This window comes from Parahalioglobus pacificus, assembly GCF_014652275.1.
GTDB classification, from domain to species: Bacteria; Pseudomonadota; Gammaproteobacteria; order Pseudomonadales; family Halieaceae; genus Parahalioglobus; species Parahalioglobus pacificus.
Window position 1 is genome coordinate 81,869 of the sequence record NZ_BMYM01000001.1, and the last position, 26,591, is coordinate 108,459.

A 26,591-nucleotide genomic window follows, 5' to 3' on the forward strand; every position below is an offset into this window, starting at 1 on the left:
TTGGGCGAAGGTTCTGCCGATCAGCGCGAAAGCTACACTCCGCTTACTCAGCCCGACGATAACAGGTAGTCCAGCGCGGCCTGTATCGCCGTGACCTGAGCCCGGATGCAGTTCGCCGCATCGACCCGGGGGCTGTCCGGATAGACTTCTGTCGTTGTATTCAGTGGCGCACCCGTCACACCTGCACAAAGGCTGAGCGCGGCTACCTCGTAGTTGATCACGCCATGCTGCGCCAATGGCTCGCCGATGATGTCGCCGTTTGCATCTGGCGGCGCAATGGCGGTGACTTGTTCTACTGCCTGAATGATGTGCCGTTGAAACGCCGGCTCCGGGTTTCGGGCATCACCCACGAGATAGAAGCCATCAGGAATGTCCTCCCAGCTGGGTAAAGGCTTCCCGTCACGGGCCGCCAGTGCAGGGCGAAACTCCGTGGCATCAGTATCGGTGGTTTCGTGCAGGTCGATATGGCCATCAACTTGCCGGTTGAGATCCGCCAGGAACGCCATCAGAGCGGCGGACTCCTCAGCGGGTGAGTCCGCATAAAACGAGCGATTGGGATCTATCGCTGCGGGATTCCAGCGATTGACCGTCTCAAATCCCCAAGGGCTAATGCAGGGCGCCACAATCAGGTTCATACGCGAGAGATACGGCTGGGCGTGCTCAGTCAGGAAGCGCACAGCCCCCATAACCCCGCTGGTTTCGTAGCCATGCACGCCGCCTGTGATCAGGGCGCAGGGTGCACCGTCTCGCCAGTCCTCCGAGGTAAACGCCAGCAGCGGGTAGCGTTCCGGATCAACAGAGAGTGACCCGTACTGGTGCCGGGCAAAGCCGGGTATGCCCTCAAGCAGGCGAGCGAGCACAAGATCGCGATAGCTACGCTGTATCTGTTGTTGGGCCAACCAGGTCTTTCGCTCTTGTTCGCCCCAGGCCTGTCCGGCAGTGCCGATAGGGTAGTGTTCGGTCATCGTCTGTACTCTGGGTGGCCTCTGGTCACCGCGCCTTTTGTTCAACAAGGCGGTAATGCTAGCACCCGGGCTTTCTCATCGCGCGCCAAACTATTGACACCCAAACTGCCACATTAGTAAGGTGGAGAGCTGACTCGATAATCTCTCTGGGAAACAGTTGCCATGAAAACTCGCATTACGGAACTACTCGGTATCGAAACACCCATTGTCTGCGGAGGCATGATGCGTGTTGGCACAGCCGACCTTGCTGCAGCCGCCTCCAATGCGGGTGCGCTGGGTGTCATGACTGCGCTCAGTCAGCCCACGGTAGAGGGGCTGGAAGCCGAGATTGAGCGCTGTCGCTCAAAGACCGACAAGCCTTTCGGCGTCAACCTGACGGTAGGGGTCGTCGCCAGTGAGATCAACTATGACGATTATGTCAGCGCTATCATCAACTCCGGCGTCAAGATCGTTGAAACAGCGGGTCGTAGCCCCGAGCCCTTCATGGAGCGGTTTAAAGCGGCCGGCATCAAGGTGATTCACAAGTGCGTGGCTGTTCGCCATGCCCTGGCTGCACAGCGCATCGGCGTGGATGTGGTTAGCATCGATGGTTTCGAATGTGCGGGGCACCCCGGTGAGCAAGACGTGGGCGGACTGGTGCTGTTTCCCGCCGCTACGCAGGCTTTGGACATTCCTGTTTTGGCCTCCGGAGGTATCGCAGACGGCCGTGGTCTCGCTGCAGCATTGTCGCTGGGATGCGAGGGTATCAACATGGGCACCCGATTCCTGGTGACCCAGGAAGCGCCCATTCACGAGGGCATCAAGCAGAAAGTGGTAGAGATGGACGAGAACCAGACTCGCCTGATTTTCCGAAGCTTCCGTAACACTGCGCGCGTTTATAAGAATACAGTGGCCGATGAGGTTGCCGCTTTGGAGGCGAGCGGTGCGGAGTTTGGTGAAATCCATCATCTGGTTTCCGGCGCCAACCAGGAAAAAGCCTGGAGCACGGGTGACATCGATGCTGGCATGGTGACCGTGGGCATGTGCGGCGGTCTGATCAATGACATCCCGACCTGCGAAGAACTGGTGCGCAATGTTATGCGCGATGCAGAAGAGATCATCTCGGCACGGCTGGCCGGCATGTTGGCAGGCAGCGCAGCCAGCGCGAGTGTCGCTTAACTGTAGTGTTGCTCAGGCGCTGAAAAGCGGGTCATCGAGTACGGGGAAACGGGCGCATAGCGCCCGTTTCTCGTTATCCGGTAGCTGTGTCCACGCTCCGCACAGGTCCCGCCAGACCCGCACCTGAAATGTTTTCACCACAGCTTTAAAGGGATGGCCCAGCAGTTCACCGTTGTACAGGGCTTCCCCGACATCGAAGGCGGCTTCGTTAAATAGTCTTTGCCCCGCCGAATGAAGTTCTTTGTAGGCCGACCGGTTCTGTTGCATTAAGGGGATAAATGTTTCTGCGATAAATCCTATCAGCGGTGTAATGACGCCGGTGATTACGGGGCTGTTGTCACTGCTTTTGTACTCGCCCGCCTGTATCTGTTGCAGCCAGGCATAGGTATGCGGTGCCAATGCCGCCAGGCGCTCGGCGGTGGCACCATCGACGAGGTTCATTGCCAGTTGTCCGTAAACGCTGGCGTCTGCCAGGGTGAAGCGCTGGCCCAATAGGAACGGCTGCTGGATTAGCACTTCCTCCAGTGCTGCCAGGCATCGTTCCCAGGCCGTATCCAGCAGTTCATGGGTAGGCGGGAAACCATCCAGCGCCGGTGGTGTTAACTCTGGCGGCATGCCGCATTGAAAATCACGCGGAGATACACTGAACAGGTAGGGGCAGCGGCGCACTTGTCGCCGTGGGAGCCGCTTCGCCATTCGCTCTCTGATCGGCCCTGGTAGTAGGCCACTGAATTCCTGCGCGGTCATCTTTCCCATGGTATTGGTGCGCGCAGAATTCACCCAGCGATTGTGGTGCACCATGTAAAGTCCAAATTCATCGAAGGCCTCATCGATCAGTCGACAGATAAATGCCTCGGCTTGGGTATCGGGCACCAGGGGAGGGTGCTCGCCGGACGCATCCAGATGACTGGCAAAGTCGGTAGAGTCATAGAGGAAGCGGCGCCCATCGAAGCTATAGAAAGGCACCGATGGGTACTCATCCAATGCCGGGTCCATTCCGCGGAAACGGGGGATGTTGCCCCCACGGCTTTCTAGGGTAATGCGTGTTAAAGCCGCCAGGTTCTCTAGCCGCCCGCCTTGTGCCGGCAGGCGTCGCCAGGGCAATCCGTTCGCATCGGCCAGTGCCTGGAGCTTTAGCTGGAAAGGCGATGCCCATACGCCCCAGAAAAGCAGGGGATTATCCATCGTTGGCCCGCACCTCTGTCGTCAGGCTTAGTTCGCGTTCTTGGGCTTCACGGCCTTGGGTTTAGCCCTGTTGACCTTCGCACGAGCCGCTTTCTTGACGCTTGCTCTTTTTGTCTTGGGCTTTGTTTTCGGCTTCGATGATGCCGCCTTGCTGGCAGCGGTCTTTTTGGTGGCTGTGCCCGTGGCCGCTTTGCGCTTGGTTTTTGCATTGGCCTTGGTTTTAGGCTTGAGTTTGGCCTTGGGTGCTGGCTTGGCCTTGGCGACGGGCTTGCGAGCGGTTGCTTTCTTCTTGACCACTTTTGGCTTTGCACCCGACTTCGGCGTTTTCACAGCGAAACCCGCCGCGTCTTCCAGTTCCTGCAGCGAGTCTTCCATGTAATCGATCAGTCGCTGCATGGCCGGCATGGACCGCCGGCAGGCGATGATGCCGAAGTCGACATTCTTATCGTAGGTGACCAGGGTGATGTTCAGTGCCATCCCGTCGGTCACAATCGACAGGGGGTAGGTGCCATCCAGTCGTGCGCCATTCCAGTACATGGGCTGGCGAATGCCGGGCACATTGGAGATCGCCAGGTTGTACGGGGGCAGCCTTGAAATCAGTCCCAGCGGCAGCAATACCAGTGTTGGGAAGGCCATCGCCAGGCTGTAGAGTTCAATTTCAGCATTGCTCATGCCGCGGAAGTAATCTTTGCCCGCGCGAACAGACGCCTGAATAGCGGCAATGCGCGCTGCCGGGTCGCCGATATCGGTTGCCAGGTCAGCACTGATGGCCGCAATGGCGTTCCCGGCGTCCAGGTCGCTCTCCTGACGCAGTGAAACCGGCACCATGGCCTTGAGTGAGTCGGCGGGCAGCTCGCTGTGCAGCATCATGTACTTGCGCATAGCGCCGGAGCACATGGCGAGCACAGCATCGTTAAAGGTGCCGTCGAAGGCCGCGGCCACGCGCTTGATCCGATCGAAGGACCAGGATTGGGCGACGAAGCGACGTGCGCCGTCGATTTTGCCGTTGATGGGGCTTCGTGGCACGTGCAGGTGGGGCACAGCCAATTCGCTGGAACTGTCTGTCCAGGCGCGTCCCAGTTCCCGCAAGGCATTGATAGCATTCACGCCGCTGCCAAAGCTGGACTTAATAATGTCGTTTACAGTGCGCAGCTCGGATTCGCTGTAGGGTTGCTTCTTGCCCTCGCGCAGGTTGGCTTTGTAGGCTTCCCAGGAGGCAAGCGACAGGGGCGAGTCTGTGCGCACGTGGTTGGGGTCTGGTGACAGCATATTGCGTGACACATGGATAGAGCGTGCGCCGTCGATAGCGGCGTGGTGTGTTTTGGTATACACCGCAAACTGCCGGTTTTGCAGGCCTTCGATCAGATGCATTTCCCAGAGTGGGCGGCTGCGCTCCAGCAGGGTGCCGTGCAGTCGGGAGACCAGGTTGAAGAGTTCTCTGTAGCGGCCAGGTTTGGGTAGAGCGGAGTGGCGGATATGGTAGTCCATATCCATGGACGGGTCCGGTTCCCAATATATGTTGCCCAGTGTTCCCAACCTGCCTGTTTTCAGGCGATCACCAAACGGCGGCAGCAAAGCCTCAGCATCCCGCATGTTCTGCGCAAGGCCTTCGAGAAAACTCTGTTCGTCGGCACCTTCGGGAAGCGTGTACAGATTCAGCCCCCCCACATGCATGGGTTGCTCACGGCTTTCGCCGATGAGAAAGCCTTTGTCCACCATGGAAAGCTTTTTCATGATCCCAATCGTCCTGGCTGCAGTGGCACCGGCAAAAAGCCGGCCCGCCAGAATCGCAGTTCGTTGCTGTGAGTGCAACTGTGCGCGCATCTCGGGTTGCGCGCGAGGCTGAGGCGCAATCCGTATCCATGAGATGACGGGTTTAGTCGGGGGAGCGAACCGGGTGGGGGATTCGGGACAGAGCCTTCAACCCCTTTTGAGAGCATTCAGCTCTGAATAAGAGCCTTCAGCCCCAGATGAAGGCCTAAGGCTATAGACCAGCGTGTCGCTTGATAATCTCGTCGCTGCCCGCCGGCAGGCTAAAGCGTACGCCGTCTTGACCGATGGTGTAATCAGGGAAAATATCCTGTGCGCCGTCCAGGAACAGTACATCCTGTCCCGGTAACACCATGGGCGGAACGATATGGTAGTAAAGCAGATGGCCCACGCCCGCGTCCCTGGCTGTTTCAGCGGCTTCCACCGGGCTGGCATGGTAGTCCAGAATATCGTAGGTGATCTTTTGCATGATGGGGTTGCCGATCTTGCGAGCACCCTCATTCATCATGTTCACAAGGTTAGGTGCTAGCGCTTCGTGCACCAGGATATCAACGCCCTGGGCGAAGTGAGTGATGTTGTCGAACTTGTCCGTGTCGCCTGTGACCAGCACTGAGCGTCCTTTATAGCTAAAGCGATAGCCCACGGCAGGTCGCACCGGGTCGTGCTCTACCTGAAGTGCCTCCACTTTGAGACCGTCTTTGTCCACAACGGTGTGCAGCACTCCAACCTCCGGTAGGGCAAATGGGAAGGCAACCATGCCTGCGCCGGAGGTCGGAGCTACGGTGTCACCGTGATGTTCGTGACGGTAGACGAAGTCCTGAGCGTAGGTTTCGTTGAAACCATTGACCACACGCTCTACACCAGTCGGGCCGTACACCGGCAGGGGGCTGGTGTTCGCACCGGCTGCCCAGCGCAGTGTGGCGGTTTCGCCCAGGCCGTCGATATGATCGGAGTGAAAGTGGGTCACGAATACGCCATCCAATTGGCCGACCGGGTAATTCATGCGGCCGAGGTTTCTCACGCCGTCTGTACCCGCATCTACCATGTAGAACTGATCGCCTGCGACAATGGCCACGCAGGGTCCGGATGCTTTCGGTGCCGGCATTGGGCCACCGGCGCCACAGAGTGCCAGGTGCAAGCCATCTTCAAGGTCTGCCATAGCGTTTAGATTCATTTGCGCGACAATGCCGCGGGCCATGACGGCGCCCAGGATGGGTCCGCGCTGGGTGTAGACCCCCACGCCTACCAGCGCGATGACTGCAACCAAGATACCCAGTTTTTTCATTTTTTCCCCCGATTCTTATTATCGCTATGACCACAATAGTTCGGAGTCGTCACGGCTGCGAAAATTATGGCATATACTATGCCAGATGATAAGGCCTCGGCCATCGGCATTAAGGACTAAATGATGAACCAAACCCACACCCTGTATGCAATTACGCACTCCTTGTTTTCTGGCCGTGCGCGCGCTTACCTGATCAAGCAAGGTATTCCCTTTGTTGAGCGGTCTACTGGCCACGAAAGCTTCAAGGCAGAGGTGCTGCCAAAGGCAAAGGTGCCCACCATTCCTACCCTGGTAACCCCAGACGGTGCGGTTGTCAGGGACGGGGCAGAGATTATTGCGCACTTTGAGGATGCCACGGGCAATCCCTGCCAGCCTCCTGGATTGCAGCAGCGCTTTCTCAGCGCCTTGTTCGACGTGATCGGTCCCGAGGGACTGCTGCGACCGGCCATGCATTTTCGCTGGAACTTTCAGGCCGATAACTTGCACTTTGAGCGTTATCACTTTTACCACTCGCAGCGAGATCACCCGGCGCGGGATGACAAAACCGACAACATGATGGGCCGTATGCAACAGGTGGCGCGTATTTGGGGGGTTAACGAAGAATCAATACCGCTGGTGGAGGCGCTGTACATGGAACTGCTGGCGGCGCTGAACGCTCACTTTGAGCAGCAGCCCTATCTGTTCGGATGGCGGCCCAGCATAGGAGACTTTGGCATGCTGGCGCCGTTATACGCGCACTTGGGCAGAGACCCTTATCCGGCCCGATTGATGCAACAAAACGCCGTGAGTGTCTACCGCTGGGTAGAGCGGATGAACCGCGCAGACCAGGATGCCCCCGAGTTTTATAACGCCGGTGACGACTTCCTTGAGGATGACCAGATACCTGAAACTCTGTGTGCAGTGCTGCGGGTATTGGCGCAGGACTTCTTGGCTGAGACGCAAGCTTCCGCCGGGGCGATTAACGGGTGGATCGATGAAAACGGCGCCAAGGCGGGTGACAACGCACCGCGTATGGCCGGCACTTGTACGTTTGATGTCCGGGAACAAACTATCACCAGTGCAGCCCAGCCCTACCGGTTCTATGGTTTGCAGAAATGTCATGCTATCTATGATGCGGCAGACGAGACGGACAGGGCGGAACTGGATGCTCTGATGACCCGCTGTGATCTTGGCGGCCTGATGGATCACAGACTCGCATGGAAGGTCGTATTCGAGGATAACCAGGAGACTTGGCAGGCCCACGGCTGAGTGTTTCTGCAACCATAAAAAATCCGCTGCGGTTGCCCGCAGCGGGTTGCAAATGTCGGGCACGAGACCCGCTCCCAAACTGGTTCTTTAAAAGTCGTAACGGAGAGTTGCACCGTAGGTTCGCGGTGGTGCCAGGAAGAAGGCATCCATGCCGCTAAACGAAAACGTTTCAGCGCCCAGCGATACGTACTCGTCGTCCGTCAGGTTTTTGCCCCAGACCGAGATGTTCCAGTTGTCATTGCGCCAGCCAAGGCGGCCATTAACAACCTCGCGATCCTCCGGGAATACGCCGCTTTTGTGGTCATCCATGTACATGTAGTCGGCGCGTGCAAAGATGCCACCGTTGGACAGAGGGAATACCACTGTCGCACCTAGGTTGGCTGTGAGGTCAGCGGTGAAGTCCAGATCCTGGCCTTCGTTGACGCCTTCTGTGATCTCGTAGTCATGCATGTAGAGCAGACCGGCAGTCAACGTCAGGTTTGGCAGTGGTTGCGCGGCGATATCCAAATCGATGCCTGAGACTTCGATTTCTGCTTCATTGCTTACGAAGGTACCGGCACCGGAAGGGTTCTGTTCCTGCTGCTGGTAGTCCTCAACCACGGTGTAAAACGCCGTCGCATTGATCCGCAATCGGTTGTCCAACACGGTGGACTTGATGCCCAGCTCATAGTTGGTGGTTTCTTCATCGTCGAACTCGCGATCTTCAGGACCATCGGGTCCACCGCTGACGCCGTTGAAGCCGCCCGACTTGGTGCCGGTGCTGGCGCTGGCAAAGACCATGGTGCTGTCGCCGATGTCATGACTCAGGCGCAGCAGCCAGTCCACGTTGTCCGTGCTCCGCTCGAAGTCGGCATCAACCGGGGCTGCCACGCTGTCCAGCAGTGAAACGCCGAGAATACCCGCTGAGGCTGCGGTAGAGGTGGTTTCTGTGAAAAGAGAGGCTTCTTTTTCCTCATCGGTCCAGCGCAGTCCACCGGTCAGGTGCCAGCTGTCACCAATGTGCCAGGTGGCTTGGCCGAATACGGCGATGGTCTCGGTATCCCATACGTTATCCGCGACTGTGAAATCACCCGGGGCTACCAGGAACGGCAGTGGTACCGGGAAGTCCAGATCCTGCTGTGTCGCCACAGCCAGGAAGTCGTCCCCGACGAAGATGGAAGGCTTGCCTTCGCCGCGTTCAGTCGTCTGATCGAGGTAGAACAGGCCTAATTGATACTCCATTTTATCGCCGAGTTCGGAATTAAGACGGAATTCCTGCGAAATACTGTCACCCGAATACCTCTCATCGATGATGGAGAGGATATCCAGCTGTGAGCGATCGACGTCTGTGCTTTGGCAGTAGTCGTATTCGTTCCATGCGGTAATCGACGTAATCGAGCCCCAGTCGACATCGTAGTTGATGGTCATCGATACCAGATCGGACTCCAGATCGAACTGGCTGTCGACGTCTACCGCCACATCGTAATCAAAGGGGTCATTTTTATCGGTGGGCAGGCCGCGGTCAGCCAGAAGGTTGTTGACGGCATCACTTTGGATAGCGTCCGCGCCACAACAGGTGGTGTCTCGCTCTACGTGCGCGACATTCAGCAAAAAACTCAGCTGGTCAGTGGCTTCCCACAGCAGCTTGCCCTGAACGTTCCAATCGTCCGCATCGTTGAGGTCGTCACCGCCGGCATTATCAAAGTAACCGTCGCGCTGGCGCATGTTGCCAGAGATACGGTAGCCCAGGTTGTCGCTCAAAGGCCCGGAGACGGCGGCGGTGACTTCGCCCATTCCGTAGTTACCCACACCAGCCTCCAGATAGCCTTCGGTCTCCTCGAGGTTGGGCATCTTGGTCACGATGCTGATGGCGCCCGCACTCGTATTCTTGCCGTACAGTGTGCCCTGTGGGCCCTGCAGAACTTCGATCCGCTCAATATCAGTCAGGTCAGATGCACCCAGTCCGGTGCGGCCAAAGAACACGCCGTCTACGAACAAACCTACAGAGGGCTCAAGGGCCGGGTCGTTCTGCGCGGTACCAATGCCGCGAATGGTCATGCGTGCGTTGAATGGACTGAAGTTGGTATTAATGCTTAGCGCCGGTGTCAGCACTGCGAGGTCGTCGGCGTTGATAATGCCGGCCTCCTGGATAGTGTCTGCGGTAAAAGCCGTCACGGTAACCGGCACATCCTGCAAGCTTTCAGCTTGCTTGGTGGCAGTAACGATAACTTCCTCAAGCATGGCTTGCGAAAAGGCCTGCGAACTGGTGGCCAGGGCGATAGCGGCGACCATGGGTCTAATCTTGCGCATAGTGATCTCCAATATAGAGCCATAAAATGGCAGTTATTATGTCTATTTATTATGGCATATAGTATGCTAATAAAATAAAGACGACAAGCTCGCCGGTATCCGCTGCCCTAAACGGGCAATGGCCCCCGTGCGGATAACTAATGAATGCTTTTGGAGCTGCAATCATGGAATTTAAGCGGACCCCCGACGCGTGCTTTGAGAATCTCGCAAATTTTCCCTACGAACCTCACTACCTGCAGGTGGACGATACTGAGGGCGGTAGCCTGCGCCTGGCGTATATCGACGAGGGTCCTGCCGATGCGCCCGTGGTATTACTCATGCATGGGCAGCCCGCCTGGAGCTACCTCTACCGGCATATGATGCCTGCGCTGCTGGAAAACGGCTTCCGTGTCATTGCGCCGGACCTCATCGGTTTTGGCCGATCGGATAAGCCCACACAGGAGGAAGACTATACCTACGCACGGCATGTCGCCTGGATGAGCGACTGGCTGACGCAGCTGGATCTCACCGGTATCACTGTGTTTTTCCAGGACTGGGGCAGCCTGATCGGGCTTCGCCTGGTGGCTGCGTTTCCCGAGCGCTTTGCGGGCGTTGTGCTTTCCAACGGCGGCCTACCTGCAGGTGTCATCCCTGAGGAGTTCAGCCAGGCGATCCGTGATGCCTATGCCTCGCTGCCCGTTGTAAAGACCACCGAGCTGGGAGAGCGCTTCAGGGACACCAGTGGCATTCCCGGAATCTTCTATTGGCGTAAGTACTGCGAACTGAGCGAGGAGCTTGCTGATGTGGGGCACCTGTTCCGAGCCTTCGATGCGCCTGAGAGTATCGTGGACGAAATGGACGGTTTCAGTGTGCCGTTTCCCGATGCGACTTACTTATCCGGTGCCCGCAAATTTCCCCGACTGATACCTTTGCTACAGGACGAAGCCGAGGTGCAGGAGAATAAGGCAGCCTGGAAAGTACTGGCCAACTTTGATAAGCCGTTTATGCTCGCCTTCTCCGACGATGACCCGGTGACTGCCGGGGGCGATGCAGCCTTCCTCAAGGCCGTTCCCGGTTGTGAGGGCATTGCCCATCGCACCATTGGGCCCGCCGGCCATTTTGTGCAGCAGGAACAGCCCGAGCAATGCGTGCAGGCAATATTGGATATCACTGGCCTCTACGATTAAGCCGCGTCTACACTTCGTTATTTTTGCAATCCCGCCGCGCTTATTGGCGCCGTCTCTCTTCGGCTAGGAATAATTTCTGATGTCACAGGTTGATACACTCGACGAAACCGCACTTGCCCAGTACCTGCAGGCACAGGTGCCCGGTTTCAGTGGGCCACTCATCGCCACCAAATTCGCCGGCGGTCAATCAAACCCCACATTCCGCATCGATGCGGATTCGGGCACCTATGTATTAAGGCGTCAGCCGCCGGGTAAGTTGCTGAAATCCGCGCATGCCGTGGACCGTGAGTACCGAGTGCTGGCGGCGCTGGCAGACACGCCCGTGCCGGTTGCCAAGGTACACACCTTGTGTGAGGACCCTGATGTCATAGGCTCTATGTTCTATCTCATGGAGTACTGTGACGGCGTGGTGCATTGGAATCCCGCGCTACCCGATGCACCAAGCCCAGCGCAGCGCACGGCCATGTACCGTGAAATGGTTCGAACCCTGGCGACTATCCACTCCGTTGATGTCAACGCGGTGGGTCTTGGCGACTATGGTCGCCCCGGCAACTACTTTGAGCGTCAACTCAGCCGTTGGACCAAGCAGTACCGCGCCTCAGAGCTAACAACGGTTCCGGAAATGGATACGCTGATTGCTTGGTTGGGAGAGCATTTACCCCCCGATGATGGCACGGTGTCACTGGTGCACGGCGATTTTCGTATCGACAACCTGATGTTCACTGCCGATAACGCTCAAGTCATGGCGGTGTTGGACTGGGAGCTATCTACCCTGGGCCATCCACTGGCAGATTTAGCCTATCAGTGCATGGCCTTGAGGTTGCCAGCCAGCGATGCACCAGGGATGGCGCCAGCGGGGCTTGCCGGGCTAGATCTGGGTGCGCTGGGCTTGCCCAGCGAGGACGAATACGTTGCGCATTACTGTGAAGCCCGAGGCATAGCCGGGATCGATAACTGGGGCTTTTATCTTGCGTTCAGCTTTTTCCGGCTTGCGGCGATTGCCCAGGGTGTCGCCAAGCGCGCAGCCGACGGCAACGCTTCAAACACTCAGGCTCACACGGTGGGGGCGATGGTACCGCCGCTGGCGCAGGCCGCATTGGATATCGTTAGCTAGGCGCCTGGATCATGCCCTGCGTCTGAACAGCAGGGCATCCAGCAGGCCGCACATGGCCAGCAGCAATAGCGCCAAAAGCAACCTGGGGTCGCTGAGGTAGAGCATGGGCTCAATCGGGTAAGCGATGGTTTTGGTGAGCGCTGCAGTCTTGAAGTGATGCCGGCCTGCAAATGCCGGGTTGGTCACTATTTCAATCATGTCTCGACGGCTGCGATACCTGAACAACGCACCCTGATCCCAGTGCTGTGCGCCTTCGATGCCGACCACATCAATCGCACCGAATACGGCATTGCCCATAAACGTGGGATGGCACCCCCGCGCTAAAAGAGCGGGGAACATGAACTCCATGTATCGACCCATCAGCGCCGCGCCATCCTCGCCTGCATTTGCTCCCTCGACGGGGCCCGGATTCTCGTTGAGATCGATAGCGTTCAACATCAGAAACTGGCGTCCCGTGTCTCCCTCCGCGAATGCCTTGATCATCTCAATGGATTCCGGGTCGCTGTTATTCGCTTCCATGCGCGCAACGAAGGCATCGATCTCCTCGCTGGTCAGCGGGCCCTCAAGATTGGTGTACCACAGGGTGAAAGCGCTGTAGAGCAACGCCGGGAGAAGCCAGAGCAAGGTGCGTTTTGACATGGTGTGTTTGTCATCCAGAAGTATTTTTTGGCGCTGGGAGCGCTACTGTGCGACTTCAGCGTGTCATAATGGCAGTAAATATGTCAATATAAACCGAGTGCGCTGGTCCAGTCGCAGAGTCGGCGTGCCGTTAACCCTTCGTATCACAAACAGGAGCACCACCCATGGTCGTGCAGGACAGGATTCATTTATTGGGTAATACGCCCTCGCCCTACACCCAAAAGATGGTGTCGCTGCTGCGGTATCGCCGCTTGCCTTACAAGGTTACCTGGACTGATGTGCGGCAGTATCTGGAAGCGAACGGCATTGAAGCGCCGCGCCCTGTGCTTCTTCCCACCTTTCTGTATGAGGAAGATGGCGACACAAAGGCCCGCTGCGACTCCACGCCCATCATTGCCGATCTGGATGCCCTCTACCCAGAGCGCAAAGTGCTGCCATCGGACCCTGCTTTGGCTTTCATTGATTTCTTGCTCGAGGATTTTGCCGACGAGTGGGTCACCAAGTACATGTTCCATTACCGTTGGTATCCCGAGGCGGATGCGGACAACGCCGGCTCGATATTGCCTGTGGGCATGGATGTCACCTTGGCCGATAAGGACTGGCAGCATTTCAAGGCGTTCTTTACTGAACGCCAGGTAAGCCGTCTCTATGTGGTCGGATCGAACGACACGACGGCGCCCGTAATTGATGCAAGTTATCGTCGCTTTCTTAGCGCCATGGAAACGCATTTGTCGCAGCAGCCTTTCATGCTTGGGCGGCGGCCGGGGAGTAGCGACTTCGGCTTGTTCGGACAACTAACGCAGCTGGTGGGTTTTGATCCAACACCCAGGGCCATTGCCCACGAGATATCGCCGAGAACGGTGGCCTGGGTAGACCTGGTTCGTGACTTGAGCGGCCTGGAACCTACTGACAGCGACTGGATCGCACTGGAAGAGCAGCCGGATTCGCTGAAAGGCTTGTTGGCAGAGATCGGCAGAGTGTATGTGCCCGCACAGTTGGCGAATGCCAAGGCGCTGGCCGCCGGTGAGAAAAGCTGGGACGCCGAGATCGACGGGCAGCCCTGGACGCAGCCGGCATTTCCTTACCAGGGCAAATGCCTGCGATGGACCAACGAACGTTATCAGGCCCTGTCCACTGCTGATCGCGAGCGCGTCGATGCAGTACTGGCGGGCACCGGCGTGGAAGCTATGCTGAGCGCTGATTGATTGACCAACGACTTCTGGGAGTAACAACTTGAAACCTGCACCTATCAAAAACCGTGTGACGGCCATGACCGGCACGGATTACCCGATTATCCAAGCTCCTATGGGATGGATTGCCCGAGCACAGCTGGCCTCTGCCGTCAGCAACGCGGGTGGATTGGGTGTGATCGAAACCGCCTCCGGCGAGTTCGACAATATCCGCAATGAGGTGGCGAAAATGCGCGATCTCACTGACCAACCCTTTGGTATGAACGTTGCGTTGTCCTATGTAAAAGGGACAGACATCGTCGATTTTGTGATCAAGCAGAACATTAAGTTTGTCACCACCTCCTCGGGTAGCCCCAGTGTTTGCACTCAGGCTTTCCAAGAGGCGGGCATCAAAGTGTTTCATGTCGTGCCGACGCTGGATATGGCCCTGAAGGCAATTGACTGCGGTGTTGATGGCCTGGTGGTCGAAGGCGGTGAGGGTGGGGGTTTCAAGAACCCCAGCCCGGTATCCAGCATGGTGTTGCTGCCCCTGATTCGCTCGCGCACAGACCTACCCATCATTGCCGCTGGAGGCATGTGTGATGGTCTGTCGATGGCGGGTGCGTTTGCCATGGGCGCCGAGGGTGTGCAAATGGGAACCCGGATGCTCAGCTGCGCTGATTCACCAGTCCACGACAACTGGAAGCGGGCGGTGGTTAACGCCAAAGAGACCGATACAGTGTTTCTCAATCAGCAGTCTCGCCCGGCGCTGCGTGCACTGCGCACTGAACGCACCGCCGAGTTATTGCCCCTGGGGGCCTTTAATGCCATGGAGCACCTCGCGGGTATTCCGGAGCTTTACTTTGGCGGAGACATGGAAGCGGCTATCCCTTTGTCCGGCCAGGTTGTGGGTCGCATAGATGAAGTGAAAAGTGCAGAAGCGATTGTTCACGAGACGGTGAGCGGATTTTATGAAGCGGTGAGCGGACTCACCCAAGCGTACAACCAGTGAGAGATTGATCATGGGATTTGAAGCCAGTGAAAAGGTAGTGGAGCTAAACGCCAGGTTGCAGGCGTTTATGGAAGAGCATATCTATCCGCGGGAGCACGATTGGGATGAGTGGTGTCTGGATCAGGATAACCTCTGGCAGGTGCCACCCTGGTACGACGGTATCCGCGAGAAAGCCAGGGAAGCCGGGCTCTGGAACCTGTTTCTGCCCCATGAGTACGCGCCCTGGAGTCCCGGTCTGACCAATGTAGAGATCGCGCCGCTGTTCGAAACGATGAGTAAGGTTACCTGGGCGCAGGCGGTGTTTAATTGCAACGCACCTGACCGTGGCAATATGGAGGTGCTGGCCAAGTACGGTACCGAAGAACAGCAGGAGCAGTGGTTAAACCCGCTGTTGGCCGGTGAGATTCGCAGTGCCTATGCGATGACTGAGCCGCAGGTAGCCTCCTCTGATGCCACCAACATGGAGCTGGAGATTCGCCGCGACGGTGACGAATACGTGCTCAATGGTCGCAAGTGGTGGACCACCGGCGCAGTTAGCCCCCGCTGCAAGATCATGTTGGTCATGGGGAAGTCCAATCCTGATGCGGAGCGGCACCGCCAGCACTCTACGATTCTGGTGCCCCGGGATACTCCTGGAATTAAACTGGTCCGTACTCTTCGTGTTTTCGACAGTCTGCACTCACCCGGCGGTGAAGCTGAATTGCTGTTTGACGACGTGCGCGTTCCCGCCAGCAATATGATCAAAGGTGAGGGATGTGGCTTCGAGATTGCGCAAGGCCGTCTCGGTCCCGGTCGCTTCCAGTACGCCATGGGTCTGGTGGGCCTTGCCCAGCGCTGTTTGGAGCTGATGTGCGCTCGAGCAGATGAGCGTGTGGCTTTCGGTGAGAAGCTGATCAAGAAAACCAGTGTTCAGCACGAAATCGCCCGTTGTCGTTGCGACATTGAGCAGGCACGCTTGTTGACCCTTCAGGCGGCTCACGTGATGGATACTCAGGGTATGAAAGCGGCGATTCCATACATTTCGATGGTGAAGATTGTTGCGCCCAACATGGCACAGCAGGTGGCCGACAGGGCTATGCAAGTGTTTGGTGGCGCCGGCGTCTCACAGGACACCCTGATTCCTCACGTGTTTGCTTTGGCGCGTTTCTCGCGTATTGCCGATGGCCCTGATGAGGTGCACATGTCGCAGCTAGGGAAGCTCACTGCACGCGATCTCAACGGCATTAGCCGTTGAGATCATGCTGTCGCAAACGCAGCTTATGGTCGCGGGAAGTTGACTTTAACCGAGAATTGGGCGCGCACGTCGGAGAAACTTGCCCCATCGATATCCTCACGTTCACCCCATATAAGTTCGCCGCCCATCAAGACGCCCTCTGTTGGGTAGTGCAGTAAGTTGATCTGCGCGATCTGGCCATTTTTGAACTCGTTGTCTGCCTGTCCCGCTGTGGTGTCTAGCCGCGTAGTACTCCATCCTACAGAGCTGGACCACTTGTCGTTCCAATAGTGGTCATAGTAGGCCACTATGCCCAGAAGCGGGACCGCCACTGCCTCGTTACCTTCGACAGTGGCAAGACGGGGTGCTAGGTCGACTCCTCCATCGTTGAGGTAGTTGCCGATTCCCTCGCCGTAAACGAGCTGCAGTTTTAACTGATCACGTTCTGTGGTCCGCACTACCGTGCTGGCGTTCAGCCCCCAGCCTAGCTCATAATCTCGGTCTTGGGTGTCACGGCGCTCGAATCCCAGCTTTCTACCTATTCCCGCTAATTGCCAGTGTCCCCAATCGGTTTCAGCCCGATACCGAATAGATACATCAGGTACATTGTTCCAGCGATTGAATACGTCTCCAAATGTCGATTCGCAGCTCTCACCCACTGGATCGATACACTCGTCGCGAAACTTACCAACATCCAACGCTGTATCAGGATCTTCTAATGCAATTGCGAACTCGCCATTGTCTAGTGGGATCGTGTATCTCGCCTGTTTATTACGGTAGAACACCATCCCAGTTGGACCCCAGTAATCGATGGTATTGGGGAATACATCCGCGTCCATGAAGTTGGACCAGTATTGCCCCATTCCAAAGTTGCCGACTGTGGCCCAGGCATGACGCAACCTGGGAGTTGTTTGACCGGCATCCTCACCAACGCCAAACAACTCGCTTTCCAGCAAGGCAGTAACTTCGCCAAAAGAGGTGTCCCACGAGCTTTTTATACCCAGCCGGGATTGGCGTACGCTGAATACAAAGTTGCCATCCGGGCCAAACTGGCCGTCTGCGGTGGGAATGGTCGATACGCGCAGGGTGTCTTCCCAATCCGGGTCCACCCGTTTCGCGTCATAGATCATGTCTGCCATGGCGAAGCCGTAGATTTCGATGTTCTCTGTCCAGCTCCTCTGGACGGGTTGGGGTTCGACAACCACCGCAGTATCGTTTTCAACGATCAGTACGTCGGTTTGGATGGCAGACTCGTTCGACTGCTGTTGCTTCAAAGCATCTAGCTCACCACGCAACTCCTGCAGCACACGCTGCTGTTCTACGATCAGTTGCTGTTGCTGGTTGAGGCGCTGTTCCAATTCCTCAATGCGCTCTCCCTCGGGCTGGGCCAGCAGTGGCTGGCTTGTCAGCATTAAAAGGCTTGCGAACCCCGCCGCTCGGAATCGATTATTCATGGGGACCCTTGAATAAGCTGAGATCCAGCTCGTTGGCGATGTGCTCGATGGCCAGTAGCGAGCGCACTGAGTTGCCGGCTTCATTCAATCGGGGCGAGAAACCCACAATGGCCATTTCGCCGGGCACAACAGCAACAATGCCGCCGCCCACGCCGGTTTTCGCGGGTAGACCTGCCTGGTAAGCCCAAATCCCGACCTCATCGTAGAAGCCTGCCATCATCATCAGAGCCAGTACTTCATCAACGTAGTTCTTCTGAATAAGTCTTTCACCTGTCTTTGGATTTACGCCCCAGTTCGCCAGCGTTGCACCCATCATGGCCAGCTGTTTAGCCGTGACGCCCAGTGAACCCTGTTTGGTATAAACCTCATTGGCCTCGGTGGGATCGGCATACAGCCGTTCGTAGTTGTACAGCAGGTTGGCTATTGCCCGGTTACGATAATTGGTTTCGGACTCTGACTGGTAGATGTCATCGAGAATCTCCAGACGCTCCGCGGCAAAGCCACTGAACCCGTCTTGAATAAACGCCCATCGTGCGTCAGCATCTTTTGCCTCAATCATGCTCACAGCTGCAATTGCGCCCGCATTAACTAGAGGATTACGCGACCGTTGGTCGTTCAACTCAATGGCCACAATGGAGTTGAAGGGCATGCCTGTGGGTTCTACACCGATTTTGTCGCGAATCGCGTCAACGCCCTGTTGCTCCATGACCAGTGCGGCAGTGAAGGGTTTGGCCACTGACTGAATCGAGAAGCGGTGATCAACGTCACCCGCAGCAAACGTTTCGCCGCTGGCGGTAATTATCACTACACCAAACAGGGAAGAATCCACCTCTGCCAGCACGGGGATGTAGTCGGCGTTTGCTCCATCGTCGTTATCTTTGTAGAGCGCATGCGCCTCGTCGACCAGAGACTGCAGGTCTGTATGGTCCGCGAACGCGCCGATCGGTGAGAGCGAGAGTACGGTGGCAAAAACGATGGCCCACCCTTGGTTCTTAGTTATCACTGACAATCTCCCATCTGTGCTTTTTATGTTGCAGTGAAACGTAGCACAAAACTGTGGATTGCCAAGTGATGCGGCTTTCGGTGGTGCGTTAAAGTACTTCGTGTAAGGCGTCCAGCAAGGCGTTCGGCGCCTCGACCATAATGGTGTGGCCAGCGCCGTCAAGCACGGTCACCTGTGGTGAGATGAACGCGGCTTGCAAAGGTTGTGTGCTGCGTACTGGCGTGAGCCTGTCCTCGGCGCCGAGTATCAGCTGCACCGGACAGCCAACCTGCGCCGCCCGTTCAACCCCGGCGCTGTAGTTGTTGCAGGCGCTCATGTCGGCAAAAAGAACACCGGGGCGTGAGCGTTCGAACAGGCGCAGCGTGCTACCAATCATCCACATCCCTGAATTGCGATTGCCGCCATACTGATGGCGCTTGCTGTAGCCCCACTGGGTGAGCATATCGAAGGCGGCGTGATCATTGGCTTCCGCGGCATTCAAAATGGCGTCGGACACGGGCATGGGTGCGGTTGTGCCTACCATCGCCAGTGCGTGCACACGTGTTGGGTGGCGGGCGGCACAGTCCATGGCGACTAGGCTTCCCAGGCTATGGCCGACCAGTGCGGCCTGTTCGACCGCCAGCGCATCCAGTGCCGCGACGATCCAGTCAGCCATGGACTCAATAGCGGTTAAGGGCTCACCCTCCGAGCGACCATGCCCGGGCAGATCCACGGCAATCACGTTGTTGCCATGGCGCGCGAAGTGGCGTGCGGCCAGCGTGAATACCGTGTGGTCCATGCCCGAGCCATGAATGAACACGATGCTGGGTTTGCCGGGGTCTATTGCCCGCGAGTTGGTGTAGCAATAGCTGCTGTTGCCGTTAACGGTAAAATGCATCAGGCAGCTCCTTTTTTGGCGATCACTTTGCCAGCTGCTCGCAGCCCCTGCTTGAGGTCGGCGATCAGATCCTTGGCATCCTCGAGACCCACCGACAGGCGAATAGTGCCCTCGCCGATGCCACCCGCTGCAAGGGCCTCAGCGTCCATGCGGTGGTGAGTCGTACTGGCGGGATGAATAACCAGCGACTTGGCGTCGCCCACGTTCGCCAGATGCGAGAAAAGATCCAGTGCATCAACGAAGGCGATGCCGGCCTCGCGGCCGCCCGCAAGATCGAAGCTGAAAACAGCACCGCAGCCTCTAGGTAGCAGTTCGGCCGCTAGCGCCTTGTCGGGATGCCCGTCCAACTCCGGGTAGCCCACTCGCTCGACGACGTCCTGTGACAACAGGAAGTCGACGACTGCCCGGGTGTTCTCCACATGCCGACTCATCCGCATGCCCAGCGTCTCCATCCCCTGCAGAATATGGAAAGCTGAGGTCGGGCTCATGCAGGCACCAAAGTCTCGCAGGCCTTCCTTGCGAGCGCGGGTAATGAAGGCGGCGGGACCGAATTCTTCGGTGAATACCAGATTATGAAAGCCGGCATAGGGCTCGGAGAGCGTAGGGAACTTGCCCGACGCATCCCAGTCGAAACGGCCGCCGTCGACCAGTAAGCCGCCGATAACGACGCCATGACCACTGAGGAACTTGGTGGCGGAGTGCTGGATGATATCGGCACCCAGATCGAAGGGCTTAATCAGATAGGGCGTGGTGAAGGTGGAATCCACCATCAGCGGCAAGCCCGCCGCATGGGCCACATCTGCGACCGCAGGGATGTTTAATACATCGAGTCCCGGATTGCCCAGGGTCTCGGCAAACACGAGGCGCGTATTATCCTGAATGGCTTCAGCGAAAGCCTTTGGATCACGGGCATCCACAAACGTCGTTTCAATGCCGAATCTCGGCAACGTATAGGCCAGCAGGTTGTGTGAGCCGCCGTAGAGCGCTGCCGATGCGACAATGTGTGAGCCGGCTCCCATCAATGTGATGATCGCCAGGTGCAGGGCAGCCTGGCCGCTGGCGGTCGCGATGGCCCCCACGCCACCTTCCAGTGCTGCAATGCGCTCCTCCAGTACGGCATTGGTAGGATTACTCAGTCTCGAATAAACGTGACCGGCGCGTTCAATGTTGAATAGCGAAGCCGCGTAGTCTGAATCCGGGAAGCAAAACGAGGCTGATTGATAAATGGGCGTCGCCCGTGCACCGGTGGTTGGGTCCGGTTGTGCGCCCGCGTGCAGGGCCATGGTGTCCAGGCCGGGGTAATCGGGTCCTGCCATAGTGATCTCCTTGGCGTGTATAAAAAGAAGCTTTAGCCCTAGATACTAAAGCCGCCGAGCTTGGTTTCTAGATACTCGTCAATGCCCTCGCGCGCGCCTTCGCGCCCCAGCCCGCTTTCTTTCATGCCGCCAAAGGGGGCAGCAGCGCTGGTGGGGTTGATATCGTTAATGCCGATGATTCCGAAGTTCAGCTGTTCGAAAGTGCGCATCGCGCGTGACAGGTTCTGCGTGTAGATATAGGCGGCCAGGCCGTAATCCGTGTCATTGGCCATAGCCACAACGTCGTCCTCATCGTCAAAGGGCACGACTGCTGCGACGGGGCCAAAGGTTTCTTCCCGGTAGATCAGCATGTCGGGAGCCACATTGCTAATTAAGGTGGCGCCGTAAAAGCAGCCCTTGTCGAGACCGTTATCGGTGAGCCTGCTGCCCCCCGTATGTAGAGTGGCCCCTTTGTCGAGGGCGTCGCGGACCTGCCGATCGACTTTGCTGATGGCGGCTTCATTAATGAGTGGACCGATAGCGTTGGCCGGATCCATACCGTTACCTGCCAGCAGCTTGCCAACGCGCGCCGCCAGTGTCTCCAGAAAGGGTTCCAAAATGCTGCGCTGTACAAAGATGCGGTTGGGGCTGATACAGGCCTGCCCCGTGTTGAGGAACTTCACCAGAGATACACCCTTGGCAGCGTGCACCGGGTCCGCATCGTCAAACACGATAAAGGGCGCATGTCCGCCCAACTCCATCGACACGCGCTTGAGCTGGGGGGCCGCGGCCTGCGCCAGGTGCTTGCCGACAGCGGTTGAGCCCGTAAAGGTCAGTTTGCGCACCAGTTGGTTAGTACAGAACTCTTCGCCGATGGGTTTGGGGTCACTGGCGGTTACCATATTCGCCACACCGGCCGGCACGCCAGCCTCATGTAGTATCTGGAAGACGGCTTTGGCGCACAGGGGAGTGGATTCAGCGGGCTTGAGCACAACGGTACAGCCTGCCGCCAGTGCGGGCGCCAGTTTCCGGGTGAGCATGGAAATCGGATAGTTCCAGGGTGTGACAGCAGCAACGACGCCCACGGGCTGCTTGTGCACCAGAAAGCGCTGGTCGCTTCGCGCCGAGGGAATGGTTTCCCCGTACACCCGTTTGGCTTCTTCGGCGAACCACAACAGAAAGTCGGCGGCGTACTTCACTTCATTGAGTGAGGCTTTGAGGGGCTTACCCTGCTCCTGCGTCATCAGTTCAGCCAATGCCGGCCGCTGGGCCATCATGAGCTCATGCGCTTTGTATAGCAGCGCCGAACGCTCATAGGCACTCTTGGCTGCCCACTCTTTCATTGCCTTATCTGCTGCCGCGATGGCGCTGGCGGCGTGCTCGCGTGTGCCGTCCAGCACGTCGCCCAGGTGTTCACCGGTAGCGGGATTGTAAACAGGAAAACTGGGGCCGTCGCTCAGCCACTGACCGTCGATGTACATGGTTAACTCCTGAACCCAAACGCTTGCCGTTGGGGGATAAAAAAACTCAATAACTCTGCAGAAAAACTCAACTCTGGCAGTCACTTGCAGAGCGGCGGCAAGGGTAGCATGATGCTTGCGAATTCTAAAAATAAAGGCTGTTTCTTGGACGCCAACCTGGATCGCACCAATTTCGGTGCCACGCTTTTGGTCATCGCCCTGGTGTCCGTCCCGCTCATTCTCAACCCCGAAGCCGGTGCCGCTGCGGTGCAGCAAACTTATGCTTTGGTAGCGGCCAACTTCGGGTGGCTTTACGCGCTCGCTGGGATCGCTGCCTTGGTGGTTCTTCTCTGGCTGGCCTTTGGACCTTATGGTCGCGTGGTGCTGGGAAAAGAGGGCGAGCAACCCGAGTACAGCACCTACAGCTGGATTGCCATGCTGTTTTGCGCCGGCGTCGGTGCGGGCCTGATGTATTGGTCGGTGATTGAGTGGGCATCCTACTACGATGCGCCGCCGTTCAATGTCGAGCCGCGGTCCCTGGAGGCGGCCAAGTGGGCTTCGTCTTACGGTCTCTTTCACTGGGGTTTCACGGCGTGGGCCTTCTACTGCCTGCCAACACTGGCCATCGCTTACCCGTTCTATGCCAAGGGCGTTCCCGTACTGAAGTACAGCCTGGGTTGTCACTATTGGCTGGCTGGTAAAGAAGAAAGCGCGCCGGCGCGAGCCATAGATTTTCTGTTCATGATTGCACTGATCGGTGGCGCGGGCTCTTCGCTTGGGTTCTCAACGCCGCTGATTGCGACGCTGATATCGCGGCTGACGGGACTTGAGATGGGTTTTGGTCTGGAGGCAGGGGTGGTGGCACTGTGTGTCTGCACCTTTGCTGTCAGTGTCTACATGGGGCTCGACCGGGGCATCAAACGCCTCAGTGACGTCAATATGGCGCTAGCGCTGTTCCTTCTCGCGTTTGTATTTATTGCAGGGCCCAGTTTGTTCATCCTCAAGACCTCACTGAATGGTGTGGGTACCGTCATTCAGAACTATGTCGCCATGAGCACCTGGACGGACCCGTTCACTGACTCCGGCTTCTTCGAGGACTGGACGGTGTTTTACTGGGCTTGGTGGATTGCTTACGGTCCATTCGTGGGTATGTTCGTCACTCGTATTTCGCGGGGCCGTACCATCCGGCAGGTGATTCTGGGTATGTTGCTCTATGGCACGTTGGGCGGAGCGCTCTTTTACATGGTGCTTGGTAACTTCTCGTTGAGTCTGCAATTGGCTGGCGAGGTGGATGTGCTGGCAGTGATGGCAGCCAGCGATGGTAATCAGGCGATTGTTGCCAGCTTTGAGGCACTACCGATGTCCACATTCGCGATAGCGCTATTCTGTGTGGTGAGCATCATCTTTGCTGCCACCACCTATGATTCAGCGTCCTACACGTTAGCGTCCAGTGCCAGCCATCAGTTACATCCCAGCGAGGACCCCGCGCGTTGGCACCGCAGTTTTTGGGCGGTGGCCCTGGCCATCTTGCCGCTGACGCTGATGTACATCGGCGGTTTGCGAGTGGCGCAGACCTCGGTGCTGATTGCGTCACTGCCCATATTGTTTACGGGGGCCGCGTCCACGGTTGCGCTGATTCTGAGTCTGCGCCGTGACCACGGCTTACACAGGGATTAATCGTTCAAAAAATCAGCAAGAAGCCGCTTAGTTTTGCTCATGGAGCCATTAATGATGCTCATTTGTGGTGTGTGCTTGCCGCTCGTTAGACTGGCATTATACTCTTGCAGCCTGATAAAGGGCGGACGTAAGTATCCGCCCGCTATTATTTTAAGAAGAACTGGAGGGCAACCATGCCGCACCCGCAAGACGTCTCCGGGTCGCTGTGCGCGACTACCGGGCTAAAAAGGCGCCCGATCACCACTCAAGTCAAACGACTCGCTACCGTTTCTGCAGGCGCAATGCTCGCGCTGAGCCAAGCGACGGTCGCTCAAAACTCACCGCAGTTGGAAGAAGTGGTGGTAACCGCCCAGAAGCGTTCTGCCAACTTGCAGGATGTGCCTATCAGCATATCGGTGTTGAGCCAGGACTCGCTGGATAACCTGAATATCAGTGACTTTGGTGACTACGTGCAGCAGATTCCCTCGCTGTCCTTCACCCAGCGGCGCCCGGGGGAAGCCAGCCTGTTTATGCGTGGCATCTCCGAAGGCGGCAATGGTAACCAATCGCTTCAGGGTCCATCCGTAGCGATCTATCTTGACGAGCAACCGGTAACGGCTATCGGCTTTAACCTCGACCCGCACATCTATGACGTTGAACGCATCGAGGTGCTGAAGGGACCGCAGGGTACGCTGTTCGGTGCTGCCTCCCAGGCGGGAACTCTGCGTATCATTACCAACAAGCCCAGCACCGATGCCTTTGATGCCGGCTTTGATTTAACGGCAGAGACGATCTCCGATGGCGGCGACAGCTACATGGCCGAGGGTTTCGTGAACGTGCCCATGGGCGACCGCGCAGCACTGCGCCTGACGGCCTGGTGGGATGATGACGGCGGTTATATCGATGCCGTGGAAGACACCATTACTTACCCCCTCAGCGGAATCACCCGCACTAACGAAGCTTACCGCGAAGACGACTTCAATACGGCCGAGAAAACGGGCCTGCGTGCAGCACTGCGAGTCGATCTCAATGATAGTTGGACAGCTAACGTTGCGGCCACCTATCAGGAAAATGACATCGAGGGCATCTGGGACCACGATCCCGATGAGTTGGGCGATTTCAAAGTGTCGCGCTTCTTCGAAGACAACGCCAAGGATGAGTGGACCCAGTTTGCACTCACGCTGGAAGGGGATCTGGGCTTTGCCGACTTGACCTACGCTGGCTCGTATCTCGACCGTGACTATGAAACTTACAGCGACTATTCAGCATACTCCATTGATGGGTTTGTAGAGCCTTATTACACCTGTTACGTGTCTTACTTCGGGCCCTGTGTTGATCCGAGTATCCAGTATTCCAACCTGTCTGAGATCACCAGCCAGACGCACGAACTGCGCCTCGCTTCCAGTACTGACCGGATTGACTGGATTGTTGGCGCTTTCTACATCGAAACTGAAACCGACTTCGATAGCCGCTGGTCTATCCCGCCGATCAATCCCGGCGCTGCAGTGATCGATGACTTGTACTTCCAGACTGACCAGGTGCGCGAGGACAGCGAGATCGCCATTTTTGGCGAGCTCAACTATCGCTTTACGGATAAGTTGACTGGCACCGTCGGCTACCGCTGGTTTGATGGGGAGACCACCCTGGATGGCTTTGTGGGAACAGTGTTCTTCCCCGAGGGCGGTTTCGCCTTCTCACCTGAGCGCCCCCCGGATAATGTCGACAGCAAGTACAGTGGCGACGATGGCACCCTCAAACTTAGCCTGTCCTATGACGTGTCAGACGACACCATGGTGTACGCCACTTTTGCCGAGGGCTATCGCCCCGGCGGTGTAAACCGTGCGCCTGGCGTGGGTGAGACCTACGACCCTGACTTCCTGGACAGCTATGAGCTGGGCTGGAAGAGCACCCTAATGGACGGTGCCTGGCGCTTTAATGGCGCGCTGTACTTCATGGAGTGGGATGACGTTCAGATTGGTTTCTTCAACCCGGATATTTCCCTGCTGGGCCTCGTGGATAACGTGGGTTCTGCAGAGAGCTACGGTGTGGAAATCGACACCACGTATCTGGTGACGGACAACCTTGAGTTGACCCTGGCCTATGCCTACAACAAGGCAGAGCTGACAGATGACTACTTTGCGCGGTCGGATAACACCGAGCCGGACGCTGTAGACGGTCAGGACCTGCCCTTCACACCGGACAACAAGTTCACGGTGACTGGACGTTACAATTTTGACCTGGGCGCTATGCCGTCGGCGGTGCAGCTGAACTACACCTACACCGACAGCATGTATAACGACATCTTCATTGCAAACCGCGAAGAGATGGACAGCTACGGTTTGCTGAGCGCGTCGTTCACCATAGAAGGTGACGGTTGGCATGCCTCGCTGTTTGGCGACAACCTCACCGATGAGGTGGCCGAGCTGTACATTAACTCGGTGGATATCCGTCGCTTGACCACAGTGAACCAGCCGCGCACCTTCGGTGTGAGCTTCGGCATGCGATTCGACTGATTGCCAATGAAGAGGTCAGCTGGCTGACCACAGACGGCGCTCCTGGGTTACTATCTGGAGCGCCGTTTTTGTTTGCACAGGGCAAACCACACAACACCACGTTTCTTATGACTGATTCCC

General features: G+C 57.2%; 20 protein-coding genes. 9 read left to right on the forward strand and 11 right to left on the reverse strand.

From position 1 onward, the window contains the following. Positions 1-47 precede the first annotated feature (47 nt). Positions 48-965 (reverse strand): M14 family metallopeptidase, encoded by a 918-nt coding sequence (locus IE089_RS00355; RefSeq protein WP_189474133.1) that lies wholly within the window; start codon positions 963-965, stop codon positions 48-50. Positions 966-1,127: 162 nt separating this feature from the next. Here IE089_RS00355 and IE089_RS00360 point away from each other — a divergent pair, with 162 nt between their 5' ends. Continuing rightward, positions 1,128-2,123 carry an NAD(P)H-dependent flavin oxidoreductase gene (locus IE089_RS00360; RefSeq protein WP_189474135.1) on the forward strand — a complete coding sequence of 332 codons (996 nt, stop codon included), beginning with the start codon at positions 1,128-1,130 and terminating at the stop codon, positions 2,121-2,123. Between the two features lie 12 nt (positions 2,124-2,135). Here IE089_RS00360 and IE089_RS00365 read toward each other — a convergent pair whose 3' ends face one another. The 3 genes from IE089_RS00365 to IE089_RS00375 all read right to left on the reverse strand — a co-directional run bounded on the left by IE089_RS00365 (position 2,136) and on the right by IE089_RS00375 (position 6,363). Then, complete coding sequence (locus tag IE089_RS00365) at positions 2,136-3,308, reverse strand: glutathione S-transferase C-terminal domain-containing protein (RefSeq protein ID WP_189474137.1); 1,173 nt, start codon at positions 3,306-3,308, stop codon at positions 2,136-2,138. 27 nt (positions 3,309-3,335) lie between these two features. Further along, positions 3,336-5,042, reverse strand: a complete 1,707-nt coding sequence (locus IE089_RS00370; protein WP_189474139.1) for a WS/DGAT/MGAT family O-acyltransferase — start codon at positions 5,040-5,042, stop codon at positions 3,336-3,338. Positions 5,043-5,292: 250 nt separating this feature from the next. Further along, the gene (locus tag IE089_RS00375) at positions 5,293-6,363 is read right to left on the reverse strand and encodes an MBL fold metallo-hydrolase (RefSeq protein ID WP_189474141.1); all 1,071 of its coding nucleotides are present in this window, start codon (positions 6,361-6,363) and stop codon (positions 5,293-5,295) included. Between the two features lie 123 nt (positions 6,364-6,486). Here IE089_RS00375 and IE089_RS00380 point away from each other — a divergent pair, with 123 nt between their 5' ends. Continuing rightward, on the forward strand, positions 6,487-7,611 hold the full coding sequence (locus IE089_RS00380) for a glutathione S-transferase family protein (RefSeq protein ID WP_189474143.1): 1,125 nt from the start codon (positions 6,487-6,489) through the stop codon (positions 7,609-7,611). Positions 7,612-7,698: 87 nt separating this feature from the next. Here IE089_RS00380 and IE089_RS00385 read toward each other — a convergent pair whose 3' ends face one another. Further along, positions 7,699-9,900: a TonB-dependent receptor gene (locus IE089_RS00385; RefSeq protein WP_189474145.1), complete on the reverse strand. Its 2,202-nt coding sequence runs from the start codon at positions 9,898-9,900 to the stop codon at positions 7,699-7,701. 164 nt (positions 9,901-10,064) lie between these two features. On the opposite strand from IE089_RS00385, the gene IE089_RS00390 reads away from it, so the two are divergent. Together IE089_RS00390 and IE089_RS00395 are read left to right on the forward strand one after the other, a co-directional pair. Further along, positions 10,065-11,066 (forward strand): haloalkane dehalogenase, encoded by a 1,002-nt coding sequence (locus tag IE089_RS00390; RefSeq protein ID WP_189474147.1) that lies wholly within the window; start codon positions 10,065-10,067, stop codon positions 11,064-11,066. A 79-nt stretch (positions 11,067-11,145) separates the two neighbouring features. Further along, positions 11,146-12,180, forward strand: coding sequence for a phosphotransferase (locus IE089_RS00395; RefSeq protein WP_189474149.1), 1,035 nt, complete (start codon positions 11,146-11,148; stop codon positions 12,178-12,180). 9 nt (positions 12,181-12,189) lie between these two features. Here IE089_RS00395 and IE089_RS00400 read toward each other — a convergent pair whose 3' ends face one another. Next, a complete protein-coding gene (locus IE089_RS00400) occupies positions 12,190-12,819 on the reverse strand; it encodes a hypothetical protein (protein ID WP_189474151.1) in 630 nt (209 codons plus the stop codon). Positions 12,820-12,983: 164 nt separating this feature from the next. Between IE089_RS00400 and IE089_RS00405 the strand changes: the two genes are divergently transcribed. The 3 genes from IE089_RS00405 to IE089_RS00415 are packed head-to-tail and all read left to right on the forward strand — an operon-like array spanning position 12,984 to position 16,234. After that, complete coding sequence (locus IE089_RS00405) at positions 12,984-14,024, forward strand: glutathione S-transferase N-terminal domain-containing protein (protein WP_189474153.1); 1,041 nt, start codon at positions 12,984-12,986, stop codon at positions 14,022-14,024. Positions 14,025-14,052: 28 nt separating this feature from the next. Beyond that, positions 14,053-15,000, forward strand: a complete 948-nt coding sequence (locus IE089_RS00410; protein WP_189474155.1) for an NAD(P)H-dependent flavin oxidoreductase — start codon at positions 14,053-14,055, stop codon at positions 14,998-15,000. A gap of 10 nt (positions 15,001-15,010) precedes the next feature. Beyond that, entirely contained in the window at positions 15,011-16,234 is a 1,224-nt protein-coding gene (locus tag IE089_RS00415) for an acyl-CoA dehydrogenase family protein (protein WP_189474157.1), read from the forward strand. 23 nt (positions 16,235-16,257) lie between these two features. On the opposite strand, the gene IE089_RS00420 is transcribed toward IE089_RS00415, so the two are convergent. From IE089_RS00420 to IE089_RS00440, 5 genes are all read right to left on the reverse strand, one after another. Continuing rightward, positions 16,258-17,667 carry a DcaP family trimeric outer membrane transporter gene (locus tag IE089_RS00420; protein WP_189474159.1) on the reverse strand — a complete coding sequence of 470 codons (1,410 nt, stop codon included), beginning with the start codon at positions 17,665-17,667 and terminating at the stop codon, positions 16,258-16,260. Beyond that, positions 17,660-18,670 carry a glutaminase A gene (glsA, locus tag IE089_RS00425; RefSeq protein ID WP_229802507.1) on the reverse strand — a complete coding sequence of 337 codons (1,011 nt, stop codon included), beginning with the start codon at positions 18,668-18,670 and terminating at the stop codon, positions 17,660-17,662. The genes IE089_RS00420 and glsA overlap by 8 nt, the downstream gene beginning before the upstream one ends. A gap of 88 nt (positions 18,671-18,758) precedes the next feature. Then, complete coding sequence (locus IE089_RS00430) at positions 18,759-19,547, reverse strand: alpha/beta fold hydrolase (protein ID WP_189474161.1); 789 nt, start codon at positions 19,545-19,547, stop codon at positions 18,759-18,761. Then, positions 19,547-20,863 (reverse strand): O-acetylhomoserine aminocarboxypropyltransferase, encoded by a 1,317-nt coding sequence (locus IE089_RS00435; RefSeq protein ID WP_189474163.1) that lies wholly within the window; start codon positions 20,861-20,863, stop codon positions 19,547-19,549. The genes IE089_RS00430 and IE089_RS00435 overlap by 1 nt, the downstream gene beginning before the upstream one ends. A gap of 38 nt (positions 20,864-20,901) precedes the next feature. Continuing rightward, positions 20,902-22,323, reverse strand: a complete 1,422-nt coding sequence (locus tag IE089_RS00440) for an NAD-dependent succinate-semialdehyde dehydrogenase (protein ID WP_189474165.1) — start codon at positions 22,321-22,323, stop codon at positions 20,902-20,904. A gap of 144 nt (positions 22,324-22,467) precedes the next feature. On the opposite strand from IE089_RS00440, the gene IE089_RS00445 reads away from it, so the two are divergent. Next, positions 22,468-23,979, forward strand: a complete 1,512-nt coding sequence (locus IE089_RS00445; RefSeq protein WP_189474167.1) for a BCCT family transporter — start codon at positions 22,468-22,470, stop codon at positions 23,977-23,979. 281 nt (positions 23,980-24,260) lie between these two features. After that, entirely contained in the window at positions 24,261-26,471 is a 2,211-nt protein-coding gene (locus IE089_RS00450) for a TonB-dependent receptor (RefSeq protein WP_189474169.1), read from the forward strand. The last annotated feature ends 120 nt before the right edge of the window (positions 26,472-26,591 follow it).

Bases quoted from the DNA above. Each gene is read 5' to 3' on its own strand.
- IE089_RS00355 (WP_189474133.1), bottom strand. From the start codon at position 965: ATGACCGAACACTACCCTATCGGCACTGCCGGACAGGCCTGGGGCGAA.
- IE089_RS00360 (WP_189474135.1), top strand. From the start codon at position 1,128: ATGAAAACTCGCATTACGGAACTACTCGGTATCGAAACACCCATTGTC.
- IE089_RS00365 (WP_189474137.1), bottom strand. From the start codon at position 3,308: ATGGATAATCCCCTGCTTTTCTGGGGCGTATGGGCATCGCCTTTCCAG.
- IE089_RS00370 (WP_189474139.1), bottom strand. From the start codon at position 5,042: ATGAAAAAGCTTTCCATGGTGGACAAAGGCTTTCTCATCGGCGAAAGC.
- IE089_RS00375 (WP_189474141.1), bottom strand. From the start codon at position 6,363: ATGAAAAAACTGGGTATCTTGGTTGCAGTCATCGCGCTGGTAGGCGTG.
- IE089_RS00380 (WP_189474143.1), top strand. From the start codon at position 6,487: ATGAACCAAACCCACACCCTGTATGCAATTACGCACTCCTTGTTTTCT.
- IE089_RS00385 (WP_189474145.1), bottom strand. From the start codon at position 9,900: ATGCGCAAGATTAGACCCATGGTCGCCGCTATCGCCCTGGCCACCAGT.
- IE089_RS00390 (WP_189474147.1), top strand. From the start codon at position 10,065: ATGGAATTTAAGCGGACCCCCGACGCGTGCTTTGAGAATCTCGCAAAT.
- IE089_RS00395 (WP_189474149.1), top strand. From the start codon at position 11,146: ATGTCACAGGTTGATACACTCGACGAAACCGCACTTGCCCAGTACCTG.
- IE089_RS00400 (WP_189474151.1), bottom strand. From the start codon at position 12,819: ATGTCAAAACGCACCTTGCTCTGGCTTCTCCCGGCGTTGCTCTACAGC.
- IE089_RS00405 (WP_189474153.1), top strand. From the start codon at position 12,984: ATGGTCGTGCAGGACAGGATTCATTTATTGGGTAATACGCCCTCGCCC.
- IE089_RS00415 (WP_189474157.1), top strand. From the start codon at position 15,011: ATGGGATTTGAAGCCAGTGAAAAGGTAGTGGAGCTAAACGCCAGGTTG.
- IE089_RS00420 (WP_189474159.1), bottom strand. From the start codon at position 17,667: ATGAATAATCGATTCCGAGCGGCGGGGTTCGCAAGCCTTTTAATGCTG.
- IE089_RS00430 (WP_189474161.1), bottom strand. From the start codon at position 19,547: ATGCATTTTACCGTTAACGGCAACAGCAGCTATTGCTACACCAACTCG.
- IE089_RS00435 (WP_189474163.1), bottom strand. From the start codon at position 20,863: ATGGCAGGACCCGATTACCCCGGCCTGGACACCATGGCCCTGCACGCG.
- IE089_RS00440 (WP_189474165.1), bottom strand. From the start codon at position 22,323: ATGTACATCGACGGTCAGTGGCTGAGCGACGGCCCCAGTTTTCCTGTT.
- IE089_RS00450 (WP_189474169.1), top strand. From the start codon at position 24,261: ATGCTCGCGCTGAGCCAAGCGACGGTCGCTCAAAACTCACCGCAGTTG.